Origin of the sequence: Zunongwangia sp. HRR-M8, from assembly GCF_027594405.1 — a bacterium.
In the GTDB taxonomy this organism is placed as follows: Bacteria; Bacteroidota; Bacteroidia; order Flavobacteriales; family Flavobacteriaceae; genus Zunongwangia.
Genome location: NZ_CP115161.1, coordinates 3,507,473 through 3,523,721, shown reverse-complemented (window position 1 = coordinate 3,523,721; position 16,249 = coordinate 3,507,473). Strand labels below are relative to the sequence as shown.

Genomic DNA, 16,249 nt, shown 5'->3' with positions numbered 1-16,249 from the left:
ATGAAGAAGTATTATCTGAATTATTTAGATGAACTTGAATCGGAAGCAATTTATGTTTTACGAGAAGTCTGGGCTCAATTTGATAATCCGGTAATCTTATTTTCCGGTGGCAAAGACTCGATTCTTGTGACTCATTTAGCAAAAAAAGCGTTCTATCCAAGTAAAATCCCGTTCTCGCTATTGCATGTGGATACTGGGCATAACTTTCCAGAGACCATTGCTTTTCGTGATGATCTAGTGGAGAAATTAGGCGTTAATCTTTTGGTTGGTTCTGTTCAGGAATCTATAAACCAAGGCCGGGTGCAGGAAGAAAAGGGTAAAAATGCAACTCGTAATGCATTACAAATTACCACGCTGCTTGATGCTATTGAAGCTAATAAGATTGATTGTGCCATAGGCGGTGGGAGAAGAGATGAAGAGAAGGCTAGGGCTAAAGAACGATTTTTTTCGCATAGAGACGATTTTGGACAATGGGATCCTAAAAATCAACGTCCGGAATTATGGAATCTCCTTAATGGAAAGCATTTTGAAGGAGAACATTTTAGGGCATTTCCAATAAGTAATTGGACTGAAATGGATGTTTGGAATTATATAAAACGTGAAAACATTCAAATCCCATCTTTATATTTCGCTCATGAGAGAGAGGTGGTTTGGAGAAACAATTCCTGGATTCCGGTCTCAGATTTCTTGAAATTGGAAGAAAATGAAGAAATTTTATCTAAGAAAATAAGATTTAGAACACTAGGAGACATCACAATTACCGGAGGCATAGAGTCTAATGCAGATACACTGGAAAAAATTGCAGAAGAGGTTTCTACCATGCGCAAGACAGAGCGGGGCGATCGATCTGACGATAAGCGCTCAGAAACGGCTATGGAAGACAGAAAAAAACAGGGTTATTTTTAAATAAACGGGTCTTAGACCATAAGATACAAGTTACTATGGAAATTAGTAATAATCAATTATTACGATTTACAACAGCTGGAAGTGTAGACGACGGTAAAAGTACCTTGATAGGAAGACTTTTATATGATTCAAAATCTATTTTTGAAGATCAATTAGCTTCCGTTACAGAGACGAGCTCTAAAAAGGGACATAACGGCGTCGATCTTGCTCTATTTACAGACGGGCTTAAAGATGAAAGAGAACAAGGGATTACCATAGATGTTGCATATCGCTATTTTACTACTCCCAAAAGGAAGTTTATAATAGCAGATACACCGGGTCATATTCAGTATACAAGAAATATGGTGACAGGAGCTTCGACAGCTAATGCTGCGGTGATTCTTATTGATGCCAGAAACGGAGTTATTGAGCAAACCAAAAGACATTCTTTTATAGCTTCACTATTGAATATTCCACATCTTGTGGTATGTGTAAATAAAATGGATCTTGTTGATTTTTCTGAAGAGACTTTCAATAAAATTACGGCTCAATTTGAAGAATTTAGTAGTAAGTTATTAATGAAAGATGTGCGGTTTATTCCAATTAGCGCTTTAGAAGGTGATAATGTGGTGAATAAATCAGAAAATATGAACTGGTATGCTGGTGGTACTCTTTTAAACGTTCTAGAGACACTTCATATTAGTAGCGATATTAATAAGATAGATGCTAGATTTCCTGTTCAAACAGTTCTAAGACCGCAATCTGAGGAGTTTAGGGATTATAGAGGATACGCCGGTAGAATCGCTAGCGGAATTTATAGAAAAGGAGATGAAGTAGCTGTTTTACCTTCAGGATTTACTTCAAAAATTAAGTCCATCAATACCGGTGATATTGAAGTGAATGAAGCTTTTGCTCCAATGTCTGTTTCGATTACCTTGGAAGATGATATAGATATTAGCCGAGGAGATATGATCGTGAAAAAAAATAATCAGCCGGAACCTTCTCAAGAGTTTGATGTGATGTTATGCTGGTTAAATAATGAGGCTGCGAAGCCACGTGCTAAATATCTAATTCAGCATACTTCGAATGAGGAAAGAGCAATGATTAAATCTGTCGTTTACAAAATAGATATCAACTCCTATGACCGTGAGGATGGTGAGGATAGCTTAAATATGAATGATATTGCTCGAGTGAAGATTCGGACTACAAGAAGATTAATGATCGATTCTTATCGTGATAATAGAAATACCGGAAGCATCATTCTAATTGATGAAGGAACTAATGAAACTGTAGCTGCAGGAATGATTGTTTAATTTGGAAAATCAGTATTTAGAGATAGCAATTAAGGCAAGTTTTAAAGCGGCCAAAAAGGTAATGTCAATTTATAATGAAGGAGGCTTCGATGTAGAGTTTAAATCGGATAATTCACCTTTAACCCGAGCCGATAAAGCTGCGCACAGAATTATAAAAGAAGAGCTGGAAAAAACAGGAATTCCAATTCTTTCTGAAGAAGGAAAACATTTGTCTTACGAGGAGAGAAAAGATTGGGAGAAGCTTTGGATTGTAGATCCAATAGATGGTACTAAAGAGTTTATCAAAAAAAGTGGAGAGTTTACCATAAATATCGCTTTGATCGAACAACAAAAACCAGTGTTGGGTGTTGTATATGCACCAGCTTTAAACGTGATTTATTGGGGAGCAAACTCTGGTTCTTTCAAATTATCTAATGTTTCAAGCTTTAGTGAGTTTCATGATAATTTTACTTCTAAAAGAGAATTACCTCTAAAATATGAAAAAGAAGCTTATGTAATCGCAGCTAGTAAGTCGCATCTCACAGAACGAACCAAGAGATTTATTGAGTTGCAAAAGGACGAGCATTCTAATGTAGAAGTTATCTCAAAAGGAAGCTCTTTAAAAATATGCATGGTTGCAGAAGATGCTGTGGATTGTTATCCAAGATTCGGTACTACCATGGAATGGGATACTGCTGCAGGTCATGCCTTGTGTGTCAATGCGGATGCCGAGATTATGGATTTAAATCAAATCCCTTTATTGTATAATAAAAAAGATTTAAGGAACAGTGACTTTTTATGTGTTCCTATTAATTAATAGAGTAATCAACTAAAATACTATAAATGAAAATTAAGAATATCTGCTGTATAGGAGCTGGTTATGTTGGTGGACCAACAATGTCAGTTATCGCTCAAAAATGCCCAGAAATTAATGTAACCGTAGTAGATCTTAATGAAAAAAGAATTGCTGCATGGAATGATGATGATGTAGAAAATATTCCGATTTACGAACCTGGTCTATCTAAAATAGTGAAAGAAGCCAGAGGTAGAAATTTATTTTTTTCTACGGAAGTTGATGAGGCAATCGATAAAGCAGATATGATATTTATTTCGGTTAATACGCCAACCAAAACCTATGGTATAGGTAAAGGAATGGCAGCTGATCTAAAGTGGATAGAATTATGTGCACGGCAAATTGCAAGGGTTGCTACTTCAGATAAAATTGTTGTCGAAAAATCTACCTTACCCGTTAGAACGGCTCAGGCATTAAAAAATATCCTTGAAAATACTGGGAATGGCGTTAATTTCCAAATTTTATCCAACCCTGAATTTTTAGCAGAAGGAACGGCAGTAGATGATTTACTAAATCCTGATAGGGTTTTAATCGGTGGGGATATTGATACTGAAAAAGGGAGAGAAGCAATGCAAGCTTTAGTTGATGTGTATGGACATTGGGTTGCTAATGATCATATTTTGACGACCAATGTTTGGTCTTCAGAATTATCAAAATTAACGGCTAATGCTTTTCTGGCGCAAAGAGTATCTAGTATAAATGCAATGTCTGAACTTTGTGAAAAGACAGGTGCAGATGTGAGTGAAGTAGCGAAAGCTGTAGGTATGGATACTAGAATTGGTCCCAAATTTCTTAAAGCTTCTGTAGGCTTTGGAGGATCTTGTTTTCAGAAAGATATTCTTAATCTCGTCTATATTTCTAAGTCTTTCGGCTTAAATGAAGTGGCTGATTATTGGGAGCAGGTGATTATCATGAATGATCATCAAAAAAGACGTTTTGCTGCTAACATTGTAAAAACACTTTATAATACAGTATCAGGAAAGAAAATTGCAATGTTAGGATGGGCTTTCAAAAAAGATACTAACGATACAAGAGAGGCTGCATCTATTTATGTTGCAGATTACCTTTTAAATGAACAGGCAGAAATTGTAGTGTATGATCCTAAAGTAACTGCTGAACAGATCTATGCTGATTTGGCTTATTTAGGTTCAAGGTCTGATGAAGAAAACCGCAAACTTGTTAAAGTTGTAAATACTGCTAAAGAAGCCTGTAATGACGCTCATGCAATAGCACTGATGACAGAGTGGGATGAATTCAAATCTTTAGATTGGAAAGAAATTTATGAAAATATGCTTAAACCTGCTTTCCTTTTCGATGGAAGAAAATTATTGAGTAATAAAGAAATGGAAGATTTAGGATTTAAATTTTATGCAATTGGAAATTAATTATTAGAATTAATTCAATTGTTAAAAACAAGAAATTAAAATAATGATTGCTATGGATAAAACTGCTAAAATTTATATCGCAGGTCATCGTGGAATGGTAGGTGGTGCTATATGGAGGACTTTAGAAAAAAAAGGCTATTCCAATTTAATAGGGAAAACTAGTAAAGAGCTTGATCTTAGAGATCAAAAGCAAGTCGCTGACTTTATTTCAAAAGAAAAGCCGGATGTTATTATAGACGCCGCAGCAAGAGTTGGTGGGATTTTAGCAAACAATGATTATCCATACCAATTTATTATGGAGAATATGCAAATCCAAAACAATCTAATTAATGCAGCACACGAACTAGATGTTGAAAAATTTGTATTCCTGGGAAGTTCTTGTATTTATCCTAAGTTAGCTCCGCAGCCATTAAAAGAAGAATATTTGCTTACTGGACCTTTGGAAGCTACTAATGAATGGTATGCGATTGCAAAGATTACGGGTGTAAAGACGTGTCAGGCCATACGTGAACAGTTTAATAAAGATTTTGTTAGTTTGATGCCTACCAATTTATATGGAACGAACGATAACTTTGATCTTAAAACTTCACATGTTTTGCCTGCTATGATTCGTAAATTTCATGAAGCAAAAGAAAATGGAAATTCGCCAGTTACTTTATGGGGAAGTGGCACACCAATGAGAGAATTTTTGTTTGTTGATGATATGGCTGAAAGTATTGTTTTTGCACTTGAGAATAAACTACCTGAACATTTATATAATATAGGTACCGGTATCGATATCACCATTAAAGAATTGGCTGAAACAATCCAAAGGAGCGTTGGTCATACAGGTAATATTATTTGGGATAGTTCGAAGCCAGATGGAACACCTCGTAAATTAATGGACGTTTCCAAAATGCATAATTTGGGGTGGAAACATAAGGTAGATCTAGAAGAAGGAATAGAGAGAACGTATCAATGGTTTCTTGAAAATATAGAGAACTTTAAGGAAGTAAAATTATAACGATTTAACAATCTAAACTAATACTTAAAATTTTAATTATGAAAGTTGCATTAATCACGGGTATTACAGGTCAGGATGGATCATATTTAGCTGAGTTATTATTAGAAAAGGGCTATATGGTTCATGGTATCAAAAGAAGAGCTTCCTTATTTAATACTGATAGGATTGATCATTTGTATCAGGATCCACATGATCCAGAACAAAAGTTAAAGCTGCATTACGGTGATTTAACAGATTCTATGAATTTGACCCGTATTATACAGGAAACGCAGCCTGATGAGATTTATAATTTAGGAGCGATGTCTCATGTTAAGGTTTCTTTTGATTCTCCGGAATATGTTGGCAATGTTGATGGATTAGGAACACTAAGGATTTTGGAAGCTGTGCGCTTATTAGGGCTAGAGAAAAAGACCAGAATTTACCAGGCTTCAACTTCTGAACTATACGGTGGTTTACCAGAAAATAAAAATGCAAATGGCTTCTATGATGAAACCTGCCCATTTTATCCACGTTCTCCGTATGGTGTGGCTAAAATCTATGGTTTCTGGATTACAAAGAATTATCGTGAAGCTTATAATATGTATGCCTGTAACGGAATCCTGTTTAATCATGAATCGCCAAGAAGAGGGGAAACTTTTGTGACCCGAAAGATTACACGAGCCGTAGCAAAAATAGCTTTAGGATTACAAGATAAAATATATTTAGGGAATTTAGAAGCACAACGAGACTGGGGACATGCGAAAGATTATGTACGCATGATGTGGATGATTTTACAAGCTGAAAAAGCTGAAGATTGGGTAATAGCAACAGGTGTAACTACCACGGTTAGAGAATTTGTTCGTATGGCTTTTGAGGAAGTGGGGATCGAGTTGGAATTTAAAGGTAAAGGAGTAGATGAAAAAGCATATGTAGTTTCCTGTAAAGGCGAATATAAAGTTGAGATTGGAAAAGAAGTCTTGTCGGTAGATCCATCATATTTCCGTCCAACAGAAGTAGATTTGTTGTTAGGAGATCCATCTAAAGCAAAACAAAAGCTGGGTTGGGTGCCGGAATATGATCTAAAAGGATTAGTAAAAGATATGATGAAAGGGGACATAAAGTTGATGAAAAGAGATGTAGATCTTTTAAAAGCAGGGCATAAAATTTTAAAACAAATGGAGTAATTTAAATTGAATCCCTATTTTTTATAACGTAAATCTTGGGGCTAGTGAAAATACCTAAACTTAAATAGGAAATGAAACTGTTTTACTGAATCATTTCATTAAATTTTATATAATAGTTAACTTCTGAAATAGAAAATTTTTAGATAAATATGAAAAAAAATAAAAATATACTGATCAAAATATTACATGTCTACAGCGAATAGGGTTATTAAAAACACTGGCTTTTTATATGCAAAAATGGGGATAACAATGTTTATCTCTTTGTATACAACGAGGCTAGTTTTAAATGCTTTAGGAACATCTGATTATGGAATATATAGTGTTGTGGGTGGAGCTGTTGCAATGTTAGGTTTCTTAAACGCTGCGATGGCTAGTGCTACTCAAAGATTTATGTCTTTTTATGAAGGTAGAGGAGATAGGATTATTCAAAAAAAAATATTTAATGTAAGTCTTATTTTACATTTTGGAATTGGAATATTTTTAGCTTTAATATTGCTATTAGCTGGTTATTTCTTTTTTAACGGTATATTGAATATCCCAGATAATAGAATGTATGCAGCTAAATTTGTATACGGAAGTCTTATTGTTAGTACTGTATTTACAGTAATGAGTGTGCCTTATCAGGCTTTGTTAAATGCTCATGAGAATATGTTTTATTTTTCCATAGTTGGTGTTCTCGAATCTATTTTAAAATTACTTGTGGCATTATTTGTAGTTTATACAGCGATGGATAAGTTGAAGATGTATGGTGTTCTAATGGCTGGAATTCCATTAGTAATTCTTACAATAATGAGAATATATTGTCACAAACACTATTCGGAATGCGTTGTATCCCCCAGACGTTTTTGGGATAAATCTCTTTTAAAAGAAATGACGGGGTTTGCTGGATGGAATTTTTTAGGTTCCACTATTTCTATAGTCGCTCAATATGGCCAAGGTATAGTTCTTAACATGTTTTTTGGTACTAGAATTAATGCAGCTCAGGGTGTAGCAAATCAAGTTAATGGTCAAATTAGCGTTTTTGCTGCAACTATGCTAAAAGCATTAAATCCTGTTATTGTTAAGAGTGAGGGAGCTGGAAGGAGAAGTAGTATGTTGAAGACAGCTATGATTGGTTCTAAATTTTCATTTTTTCTTTTAGCCTTTTTTGCCATTCCTATCTGTATAGAAATGCCATATATATTGCATTTATGGATTAAAAATGTACCAGAGTACACTGTTGTTTTTTGTCGTCTTTTATTAATTATAAGTTTAATAGATCAATTATTTATAACATTACCATCAGCAATCTCTGCCACAGGTAAAATTAGAAATTACCAATTATCTGTATCAGTTTTACTAGCATTACCAATAGTTCTGGGTTATATTCTTTTTACTATGGGCTACCCTCCTTACACTTTATATGTATTGTTCATTACTCAAAGGTTAATAAGAGGTTTTGGCGTTGTTCTGCATTTTGCAAAGAAAATTGTCGGTCTATCCAAAAGTTTATTCCTGAAACAGGTTGTAGTTAGATGTCTTTTGTCAACAATGGTATCATTAAGTATCGGTATTTTAATTATAGCGCTTTTAGAGGAAGGTTTGTTTAGATTATTTATAAGCTTAGTTTTTACTTTTATTGTAGGTCTATTAAGTTCATATTATATAGGTCTAGCTAGTGATGAAAAGGATCAAGTTATGTTACTTTATGGACAGGCAAAAGTGAAAATGGGAGAAATGTTAAAAAGGAATTAGAGAGGTATGATAAATATAAAAGATGCTCTAATTTATAGGATTAAACCTATATTATTTGAAAGGCTTAATAAAAAAGTAAAGAATAATTTTCAGAGTGATAACAAATCGTTTGAATATTATGATTTAAAAAAAGCAATTAATATAAAAAGTGTAGAGAATTTTTTTGAGTTCAAGGATAATTCTTGGAATCAAATTAAATACATTGAAAATCTTATGCTTAACGATTTAATTCCTTTCAAAGTGAAGGATGCGAATTATAAAAATGATAATGTATGTGATAATTCGAAAGTGGAATTTTTATCTGATGGAATTATTAAATGTTTCCATGAAGGTGTTAGTAATGATTGGATATTATTAAAATATCAAAATGAACTACAAACACCATATATTTTTGAGTTTGATGCTAAGATTAATACTATAAATTCTGAATTTCAGGTAGCTTTTAATTTCGAGAATTTAGGTAAGAGATATAGGTTTAATTTTAGGCACAATGAAAAATTATCTTTTGAAGTAGTTTATAAGGGCTTTTTTCATAATCATATATACTCTAAACCTTTAAGTGTTGAATTAGGTATTTATAATCATTTCAAGATAGTTGTTGGTATTGACTACTATCAGTATGTTGTCAATGATATTATTATTCTATCTGTTAAAGAAACAGAAAAACTTTTTCACGCATCGGGGTTAGCGTTAATTCTTTGGGAAAATAATGGTAATTCTATAGATGTTAGTTATAAAAATATTAAGTTTTCAGAAATCTAGCGGGGAAGAATTTAGTTTGTTAGATGTTTAAGATACCTAGAATTAGGAACTGATTAGAAAGTATTTTTCTTTTTTTAATTATAATAATTATGTTCATTACTAAAATTAAACTCATAATTTTTGCTGTAAACGTAGTGCCTCATCTACTTGTAACTTATTTTTCATCTGAAAAAGAAAAAATAAGATTGGATTTAGAGGCTTTTGCCAAAATTCAAAAGAAAAACATTCACGGGTTTTATGGGAGTTTAATGCACTATTTGATAAATTGTAAAGAGTTTAGAAATGTTTTTTACATGAGAGTTGGGCCTAGAAAAACACACTTACTTGGGTTATTATTAAAACCGGCTCCACTCTTATTTTTAGGGGTGAAAAGTGAAAATTGTGGAGGGGGAGTTTTTGTACAACATGGCAATTCTACTATTGTGTTGGCTAAAAGTATAGGTGAAAGTTTTTGGGTTAATCAGAATGTCACAGTGGGATGGACGAAATTGGGATGTCCTACAATTGGTGACAATGTAAGAATAGGAACTGGAGCCGTTGTTATCGGACCTATAACTATTGGAAATAATGTAACTATTGGAGCAGGTGCTATTGTAGCGAAAAATGTACCTTCTAATTGTACTATAGTTTCTCCACATGCATATATTTTAAATCAAGATGGAGTAAGAGTTAATAAGCCTCTTTAAGCAGTTTACTATAACTACATAGATATTTTAGATCCTAGTATATATTGTTTTTTGCGATTATTATAAAAATATAAAGGGAATGAGAATAGGTATAATGACAACCCAGGATGCTTTGAATAATGGTGCAATGTTGCAAGCATTTGCTTTACAAACATTTTTAGAGAGTTTAGGGCATCAGGTTGAGTTTATTAATTTTGAAAGACAACGAAATAGAACTTGGCGTTCTTTAGTTTCAAAAAGCCCAAAATTAATGAGACAAAAGTTAATTAATGCATTAAACGAAAGCCGCTATAGAAAGCAAGGTAACTACGGAGCTTTTTTAAAGAGGGGCGAGAAGGTTTATAAGAGTCTTAAAGCACTACAACAAGATCCGCCAGATTACGATATTTATATTGCTGGGAGTGACCAAATTTGGAACGTGAGTTCTAGAAATACGATTAATCGGCCATTTTATCTTGATTTCGGAGGAGACCATGTCAAAAAAATTGGCTATGCGGCAAGTATGGGGCAATGTAAGGTGCCTGAATTTATGAATGATGAAATTCATTCTTTGCTAAAGAATTTTTATGCTATCAGTTTAAGAGAAACAATCGCCGTGAATTTTATTCAATCTTTATTTAAAGATACAAAGCAAATATACCATACACCAGATCCTACGTTTCTACTTTCCGTAAATGATTATAAAAGATTTATACCGGATAGTAATAGCCAAAAGGAATATATTGTTTCTTATATATTGGTGCCTAATGAATTTCCGAAGGAATTGAGGGAAGCCTGTAGATTTATTGGGAACCAAAAAGGAATGGAGATATTAAATTTAAGAAATCCAGATACTTGCATTTGGTTAAAAGGAGCAACAGATATTATTGTTGCTCCTGAAAAGTGGTTGGAATATTTTTATTATGCTAATTTTACTATTTGTTGTTCCTTCCACGCTGTAGTATTTTCATTAATATTTAATAAACCTTTCGTGGTTTTAACACCTTATAAAAATGAGAGGATAGTGTCTTTACTAGACAGGGTAGGACTTGGAGATAGAATAGTTTATAAATTTGATAAAGAACAAATTTATAAACTTTTGAACCAAAATATTAATTGGAAAGAGACAAATGAGCGATTAAGCGAATTTCAAAGTGTAGGAGTTAATTTTCTTAAAGAACACATATGAGTATGATATCAGTTGTTATTCCGTTATATAATAAAGCGCATACAATATTAAAAACTATTCAAACGGTTTTAGATCAAACTTTAACAGAATTCGAATTGATAGTTGTTAATGATGGATCAACTGATGAAGGAGTCGAAGTGATTGAAAAAAATATAAATGACCCCCGAATTAAAATAATAAATCAGGATAATAAAGGGGTTAGTGTTGCCCGCAATGAAGGTGTTAGAATAGCAAAGAATCAATATATTGCTTTTTTAGATGGTGACGATGAGTGGCTCCCAAATTATCTGGAAACGATGGTAGATGGGATCAAGAAATTTCCAAATGCGGGTATGTTTTGTTGTGCAGGTTTAATTAGGAATTCGACAGGTATACATAATAGAATAGCTACAGACTATCGAGATAAAATAGTTGAAATTAGTTTTTTTCAAAATCCCCATGTGTTTCTTCATACGAGTGCTACAATTGTAACTAAAATTGAGTTTGAGAAATTGGGAGGATTTCCGGTAGGAATGAAAAGAAATCAAGATTATGCTCTTTTTTTTCAATTAGCACTTACTTCAAAGGTAATCTATTGTGGAACTCCACTAAGTATATATGTAGGTGACGTTGCGGGCCAAGCAACCCAAACTAAAATTAAGGAAGTACTAAAACATGTAATGGATAGGTATAATTTGGTACATATGAGATGGTTGGAAACGGGTAAGCTGAATATTGATTATCCAACTTTTCTGAGGTATGAAGTTAGGCATTTTTATCTTTCTTTTTTAAAAAAGAAAGATTATGCATCTATCAAGTACTTTAATAATAATCTAAATATAGAAATAAAGAAATGCTTTATTCCATTTGAATTTAATTTATATAGAAGTAGGAATACGAGAATATTGTCATATATTTTCATCTATCTTACTAAAGTTAGATGGCGTTTGAGAGGATACCCGAGATTGGGGAAATAAAAATTTTTATATGAATAAAACAAAAAAAATTCTGCTTAAATCATTACGTCGTTTGTATATTAAAATCACTAGTAATTCTGAACGAATTTCAGAAAAGAAAATTTATATTAAAAGTTCTGAAAATCTTATTTATAATAGATTACTTGCTGATGAACCTTGTATGATAGCTAGATTTGGTTCTACAGAATTAACATGCTTAATAAATTATATAGGAGTGAAGTCCGGAAGGAAAAATTATTTAAAATTTATTAGAGGGGAAGAAAATAAATGGTGGTGGGATTATAATATTATTGATCAAATGTACGAATGGAGTGGCTTTTTTCCTCCAACTTTAAATAATATTGAAAGATTTTGTGAGATGATGATCGATGATATGCAGGAGGTAGATGTTTTAGGTTCGTGGTTAGATGGAGAGAATTATTTTGATGGGTATTTAAATTGTTACAAAACACATTTACGTAATTTAGAGCCTTTTTGGTCAGATTTACCATGGACAAAGGCTTTAGAAAATAAAAGAGTTTTAGTAATTCATCCCTTTTCAGAAACAATACTTGATCAATATGACAAAAGAGTCCATTTGTTTGAAAATCCAAATATATTGCCTGAATTTAAATCTCTTGATGTAATAAAAGCTGTTCAGACTTTAGGTCAGACTAGTTCAGAATATATTGATTGGTTTGATGCTTTGGAAGGGATGAAGGAGCAAATTGATAAAGCTGATTTTGATATTTGTTTGATAGGGGCCGGGGCTTATGGTTTTCCCTTAGCAGCACATGTTAAGAGAATTGGTAAAAAAGCTATTCATTTAGGAGGAGCCTTGCAATTAGTTTTTGGAATTAGAGGAAAAAGATGGGAAGATCCAAATTATGGGGTTAAAGAGTGGGAAATCTCTAATGGTGAATATTCAGAATTAATGAATGAATATTGGGTGCGACCACTTGAAATTGAGAAACCTGAGACTGCGGGTAATGTTGAGGATTCATGTTATTGGTAAAATTATGAAATATCTTAAGAGGTTATTATATTTTCCAATGGGAGCATTTAGAGCATTACTTTTTTCTAGTAACTCCCACGCTCGGGATATTGTGAATAGAAAACAATTTCCAGAGGCGATTATTGATAAAAATGTAACAATTACGTCAGATTCTGAAATTGGTAAGAATTCTCATTTATTATCTGGTAATATAATTAATCATAGTAAGATTGGAAATTATACTTATATAGGTAGAAATTCAATGGTTCAGAATGCCGAAATTGGTAATTTTTGTTCGATTTCTCATGAGGTGAATATAGGCTTAGGTAGTCATCCAATACATCTGATCTCGACTTCTCCAATTTTTTATAAACGTGTAAATACTTTTAATATTCAGGTTGTGGATAAAGACTTGGATTTTATCGAATTTAAAAAAATTAAGATAGAACATGATGTTTGGTTGGGGGCTAGAGTAACTATTATGGATGGTGTTATAATCGGTACTGGAGCAATTGTAGCCACTGGAGCTGTTGTGACTAAAGACGTTCCGCCATATGCAATAGTAGGAGGTGTTCCAGCAAAAATAATAAAATTTAGATTTGACGAAAATGAAAGAAATAATTTATTAAAGAGTGAATGGTGGAATGAGTCTCCGTGGGATATTGTTAATATGAATTGGAAATGAGAACTAAAGCCTATTACTATGCAACTAAAATTTTACCTTTCTGTATTTTGTTAGTAACATTATCCTCAGTAAATCAATGGTCCAGACTGCCGATAGGAAATACATTTTTTTGGTGGATTATTTACGGTATTATTTTAGTGCTCTTTTTTAAAACAAAATCTTATTTATTAAATTCTATTACTTCTAGTTTTTGGCCTATATCTTTTTTCTTGATTATTGTATTATTTTCATTTATGCATGGTATTCTCAAGTCGGAATATTATTGGGACTGGAAATTATTAATAAGTAATTTAATGGTGTTTTTAATGCCAATATCAGTTTATGCATTTGGTTCACCATTGATATTGAGTAAAATTATAAAATATTGGAAAAATTGTGCATTTCCTTTATTTCCAATTTTTCTGATGTTTATATTGCCTGAGGCTTACGGAAGATATTTAATGCCCATAAGTTTTTTTTTATTGTTTTTTCCAATTTTACCTAAAAAGTGGAAATTTATTGGTATTCTTTCAATTTTATTGATAACATTATTAAGTAGTGGTGCGCGAAGCAACGTAATTAAATTTATAGTTCCATTTGGATTAAGTTTTTTATATTATTTCAGAAATTTCTTTTCTAAGAAAATATTTTTCTTGATTAGTTTGATGTTTTTTGTTTTGCCTTTTGCTTTTTTTTATCTCGCAGCTAACAATACCTTTAATGTATTTAAATTTGACGAGTATTTAGATACTAAGAATGATGATCAGAAACTTTTGGTGGACACTAGGACTTTTCTTTATGAAGAGGTCATAAGTTCTGCAATAAATAATGATTATTGGTTTTTGGGAAGATCTATGGCTCGAGGTTTTGACAGTAATTTTTTTGATTGGTTAGAGGCTTATAAACAATATCGTTTAGAAACTGATAGGGATGAGCGCCAAAGTTCCGAAGTTTCTATATTAAACATTTTTAATTATTTTGGGATAGTTGGAGTTATAGCATATTTTATTATTTTCTTTAAAGCTGTCCATACTTCAATATATATGTCAAATAATATTTTTTCTAAAATTCTTGGAGTGTATGTTGCCTTCAGGTGGTTTTATAGTTGGATAGAGGATTTTAGCCGTTTTGATTTAAACTTTTTGGTTCTATGGATCGCTGTTGGTGTATGCTTTTCTGAAACTTTTAGAAGCATGAATGATAAAGACTTTTTTAATTGGATCCAAAGTCTTTTTAGTAAGAGTGCTTTATTAAGTTAATTTAATAGTCATAAATGAAATTAAAATTACTTTTTAAAATAATTTTTAAGACTCTTAGAAAAGTTTTGCAGTTTCTTGTTAAAAGGTATGATAAATTCATTTGTTATATTATTTTCACAGGAAATGGTGTCTGTTTCGGTAAATTTAAATCAACCGGGTTCCCTTATATGATGATTGCCCGTAGAGGAAATTTTACAATAGGTGAGAATTTTTCTATGCATAATGGGATTAAAGGAAACCCTATAGGTTTTTATGATAAATGTACTTTTTTTGTAGATAAAGATGCAAGGTTGATTATTGGTAATAATGTAGGTATATCTCAGGCTGCTTTAATCTGTTACAAAGAAATAGTTATAGGAGATTTCGTTAAAATTGGTGGAGGTGTCAAAATTTTTGATACTGACTTCCATTCTTTAGATTCGAATATTAGAAGAAGTAAAGAGGATTTAAAACACAAAATAAAAGCTTCAGTCTTGATTAAGGATAATGCTTTTATTGGTGCTGGATCAATTATTCTCAAAGGAGTTGCTGTCGGTAAGAACTCCATAATAGGAGCAGGTTCTGTTGTTACAAAATCAGTGCCAGATAACCAAATATGGGCCGGAAATCCTGCTAGATTTATTAAAGAAATCAAATAATGAAGACTATTGCGGTAATTTTAACTGTTTTCAATAGAAAAAAGAAGACGCTCGACTGTTTAGACGGTCTATTTATTCAAAGTATACCTTCAGATATTCACATAGATGTTTTCATGGTGGATGATGGAAGTACCGATGGGACTTCCGAAGCTGTTGCAGGTAGGTTTCCCGAGGTCAATGTTATTAGGGGAAGTGGAGATTTATTTTGGAATAGAGGGATGCATTTGGCCTGGACTGTTGCTTTAAAGAAGCAGGAATTTGATTATTATTTATGGTTGAATGATGATACCTATTTGAAAAAAGATGCTTTGAAAAAATTATTAAAAACTTCTTATGATTTTAAGGATAAATCAATTATTGTAGGGACTACTTGTGCTCTTGACGATCATAATAAGATTACTTATGGAGGTCGTTCGAGGAAAAAGGGTTTATTAATTCCAAAACAATCTCCGCAAGAGTGTGATTATTTTAATGGAAATATAGTTTTGATTCCGTTTTATGTTCATAAAATTGTAGGTCTTAATGATCCAATCTTTAGACATGCCTTAGGAGATTTTGACTATGGTTTACGAGCGAAAGCTGAAGGGGTGAAAATGTATATTGCACCAGAAATATTAGGCAAGTGTGACTTACATCATGAATTAGCTACTTGGTGTAATCCCAAAAAGTCATTCCTAAAGCGTTGGAAAGCTTTTCGTTCACCGTTGGGAAATAACCCTGAGGAATTTTATAAATTTGAGAAAAGGCATAAGGGTTTCGGAATAGCTCTATTCCATTATATAACGAATCATGTAAGGCTTGTAGCTCCTTATTTGTGGAACTAAAATT

At 32.5% G+C, this 16,249-nt stretch carries 16 protein-coding genes; all 16 read left to right on the top strand.

The annotated features are described in order from the left end of the window. The 16 genes from cysD to PBT89_RS15185 all read left to right on the top strand — a co-directional run bounded on the left by cysD (position 1) and on the right by PBT89_RS15185 (position 16,245). Positions 1–906, top strand: coding sequence for a sulfate adenylyltransferase subunit CysD (gene cysD / locus PBT89_RS15260; protein WP_270062593.1), 906 nt, complete (start codon positions 1–3; stop codon positions 904–906). 35 nt (positions 907–941) lie between these two features. Next, positions 942–2,198, top strand: a complete 1,257-nt coding sequence (gene cysN, locus PBT89_RS15255) for a sulfate adenylyltransferase subunit CysN (protein WP_270062592.1) — start codon at positions 942–944, stop codon at positions 2,196–2,198. Between the two features lie 61 nt (positions 2,199–2,259). Next, complete coding sequence (gene cysQ, locus PBT89_RS15250) at positions 2,260–2,994, top strand: 3'(2'),5'-bisphosphate nucleotidase CysQ (protein ID WP_270062591.1); 735 nt, start codon at positions 2,260–2,262, stop codon at positions 2,992–2,994. 26 nt (positions 2,995–3,020) lie between these two features. Further along, positions 3,021–4,415 carry a nucleotide sugar dehydrogenase gene (locus PBT89_RS15245; RefSeq protein ID WP_270062590.1) on the top strand — a complete coding sequence of 465 codons (1,395 nt, stop codon included), beginning with the start codon at positions 3,021–3,023 and terminating at the stop codon, positions 4,413–4,415. 52 nt (positions 4,416–4,467) lie between these two features. Continuing rightward, entirely contained in the window at positions 4,468–5,418 is a 951-nt protein-coding gene (locus PBT89_RS15240; protein WP_270062589.1) for a GDP-L-fucose synthase family protein, read from the top strand. A gap of 38 nt (positions 5,419–5,456) precedes the next feature. Next, positions 5,457–6,581 carry a GDP-mannose 4,6-dehydratase gene (gene gmd / locus PBT89_RS15235; protein ID WP_270062588.1) on the top strand — a complete coding sequence of 375 codons (1,125 nt, stop codon included), beginning with the start codon at positions 5,457–5,459 and terminating at the stop codon, positions 6,579–6,581. A 186-nt stretch (positions 6,582–6,767) separates the two neighbouring features. After that, the gene (locus tag PBT89_RS15230; protein ID WP_270062587.1) at positions 6,768–8,315 is read left to right on the top strand and encodes a hypothetical protein; all 1,548 of its coding nucleotides are present in this window, start codon (positions 6,768–6,770) and stop codon (positions 8,313–8,315) included. A 6-nt stretch (positions 8,316–8,321) separates the two neighbouring features. Then, on the top strand, positions 8,322–9,077 hold the full coding sequence (locus PBT89_RS15225; RefSeq protein ID WP_270062586.1) for a hypothetical protein: 756 nt from the start codon (positions 8,322–8,324) through the stop codon (positions 9,075–9,077). A gap of 89 nt (positions 9,078–9,166) precedes the next feature. Further along, a complete protein-coding gene (locus PBT89_RS15220) occupies positions 9,167–9,763 on the top strand; it encodes a DapH/DapD/GlmU-related protein (RefSeq protein ID WP_270062585.1) in 597 nt (198 codons plus the stop codon). 79 nt (positions 9,764–9,842) lie between these two features. Next, entirely contained in the window at positions 9,843–10,931 is a 1,089-nt protein-coding gene (locus PBT89_RS15215; protein ID WP_270062584.1) for a polysaccharide pyruvyl transferase family protein, read from the top strand. Beyond that, positions 10,928–11,887 (top strand): glycosyltransferase family 2 protein, encoded by a 960-nt coding sequence (locus tag PBT89_RS15210; protein WP_270062583.1) that lies wholly within the window; start codon positions 10,928–10,930, stop codon positions 11,885–11,887. Before PBT89_RS15215 ends, PBT89_RS15210 begins: the two co-directional genes overlap by 4 nt. A 10-nt stretch (positions 11,888–11,897) precedes the next feature. Beyond that, entirely contained in the window at positions 11,898–12,881 is a 984-nt protein-coding gene (locus tag PBT89_RS15205; protein WP_270062582.1) for a hypothetical protein, read from the top strand. 4 nt (positions 12,882–12,885) lie between these two features. Continuing rightward, positions 12,886–13,545 (top strand): CatB-related O-acetyltransferase, encoded by a 660-nt coding sequence (locus PBT89_RS15200; protein ID WP_270062581.1) that lies wholly within the window; start codon positions 12,886–12,888, stop codon positions 13,543–13,545. Beyond that, positions 13,542–14,783, top strand: coding sequence for an O-antigen ligase family protein (locus PBT89_RS15195; RefSeq protein ID WP_270062580.1), 1,242 nt, complete (start codon positions 13,542–13,544; stop codon positions 14,781–14,783). The genes PBT89_RS15200 and PBT89_RS15195 overlap by 4 nt, the downstream gene beginning before the upstream one ends. A gap of 14 nt (positions 14,784–14,797) precedes the next feature. After that, positions 14,798–15,421 carry an acyltransferase gene (locus PBT89_RS15190; RefSeq protein ID WP_270062579.1) on the top strand — a complete coding sequence of 208 codons (624 nt, stop codon included), beginning with the start codon at positions 14,798–14,800 and terminating at the stop codon, positions 15,419–15,421. Beyond that, positions 15,421–16,245 (top strand): glycosyltransferase family 2 protein, encoded by an 825-nt coding sequence (locus tag PBT89_RS15185; protein ID WP_270062578.1) that lies wholly within the window; start codon positions 15,421–15,423, stop codon positions 16,243–16,245. The genes PBT89_RS15190 and PBT89_RS15185 overlap by 1 nt, the downstream gene beginning before the upstream one ends. The last annotated feature ends 4 nt before the right edge of the window (positions 16,246–16,249 follow it).

Bases quoted from the DNA above. Each gene is read 5' to 3' on its own strand.
- cysD (WP_270062593.1), top strand. From the start codon at position 1: ATGAAGAAGTATTATCTGAATTATTTAGATGAACTTGAATCGGAAGCA.
- cysN (WP_270062592.1), top strand. From the start codon at position 942: ATGGAAATTAGTAATAATCAATTATTACGATTTACAACAGCTGGAAGT.
- cysQ (WP_270062591.1), top strand. From the start codon at position 2,260: ATGTCAATTTATAATGAAGGAGGCTTCGATGTAGAGTTTAAATCGGAT.
- PBT89_RS15245 (WP_270062590.1), top strand. From the start codon at position 3,021: ATGAAAATTAAGAATATCTGCTGTATAGGAGCTGGTTATGTTGGTGGA.
- PBT89_RS15240 (WP_270062589.1), top strand. From the start codon at position 4,468: ATGGATAAAACTGCTAAAATTTATATCGCAGGTCATCGTGGAATGGTA.
- gmd (WP_270062588.1), top strand. From the start codon at position 5,457: ATGAAAGTTGCATTAATCACGGGTATTACAGGTCAGGATGGATCATAT.
- PBT89_RS15230 (WP_270062587.1), top strand. From the start codon at position 6,768: ATGTCTACAGCGAATAGGGTTATTAAAAACACTGGCTTTTTATATGCA.
- PBT89_RS15225 (WP_270062586.1), top strand. From the start codon at position 8,322: ATGATAAATATAAAAGATGCTCTAATTTATAGGATTAAACCTATATTA.
- PBT89_RS15220 (WP_270062585.1), top strand. From the start codon at position 9,167: ATGTTCATTACTAAAATTAAACTCATAATTTTTGCTGTAAACGTAGTG.
- PBT89_RS15215 (WP_270062584.1), top strand. From the start codon at position 9,843: ATGAGAATAGGTATAATGACAACCCAGGATGCTTTGAATAATGGTGCA.
- PBT89_RS15210 (WP_270062583.1), top strand. From the start codon at position 10,928: ATGAGTATGATATCAGTTGTTATTCCGTTATATAATAAAGCGCATACA.
- PBT89_RS15205 (WP_270062582.1), top strand. From the start codon at position 11,898: ATGAATAAAACAAAAAAAATTCTGCTTAAATCATTACGTCGTTTGTAT.
- PBT89_RS15200 (WP_270062581.1), top strand. From the start codon at position 12,886: ATGAAATATCTTAAGAGGTTATTATATTTTCCAATGGGAGCATTTAGA.
- PBT89_RS15195 (WP_270062580.1), top strand. From the start codon at position 13,542: ATGAGAACTAAAGCCTATTACTATGCAACTAAAATTTTACCTTTCTGT.
- PBT89_RS15190 (WP_270062579.1), top strand. From the start codon at position 14,798: ATGAAATTAAAATTACTTTTTAAAATAATTTTTAAGACTCTTAGAAAA.
- PBT89_RS15185 (WP_270062578.1), top strand. From the start codon at position 15,421: ATGAAGACTATTGCGGTAATTTTAACTGTTTTCAATAGAAAAAAGAAG.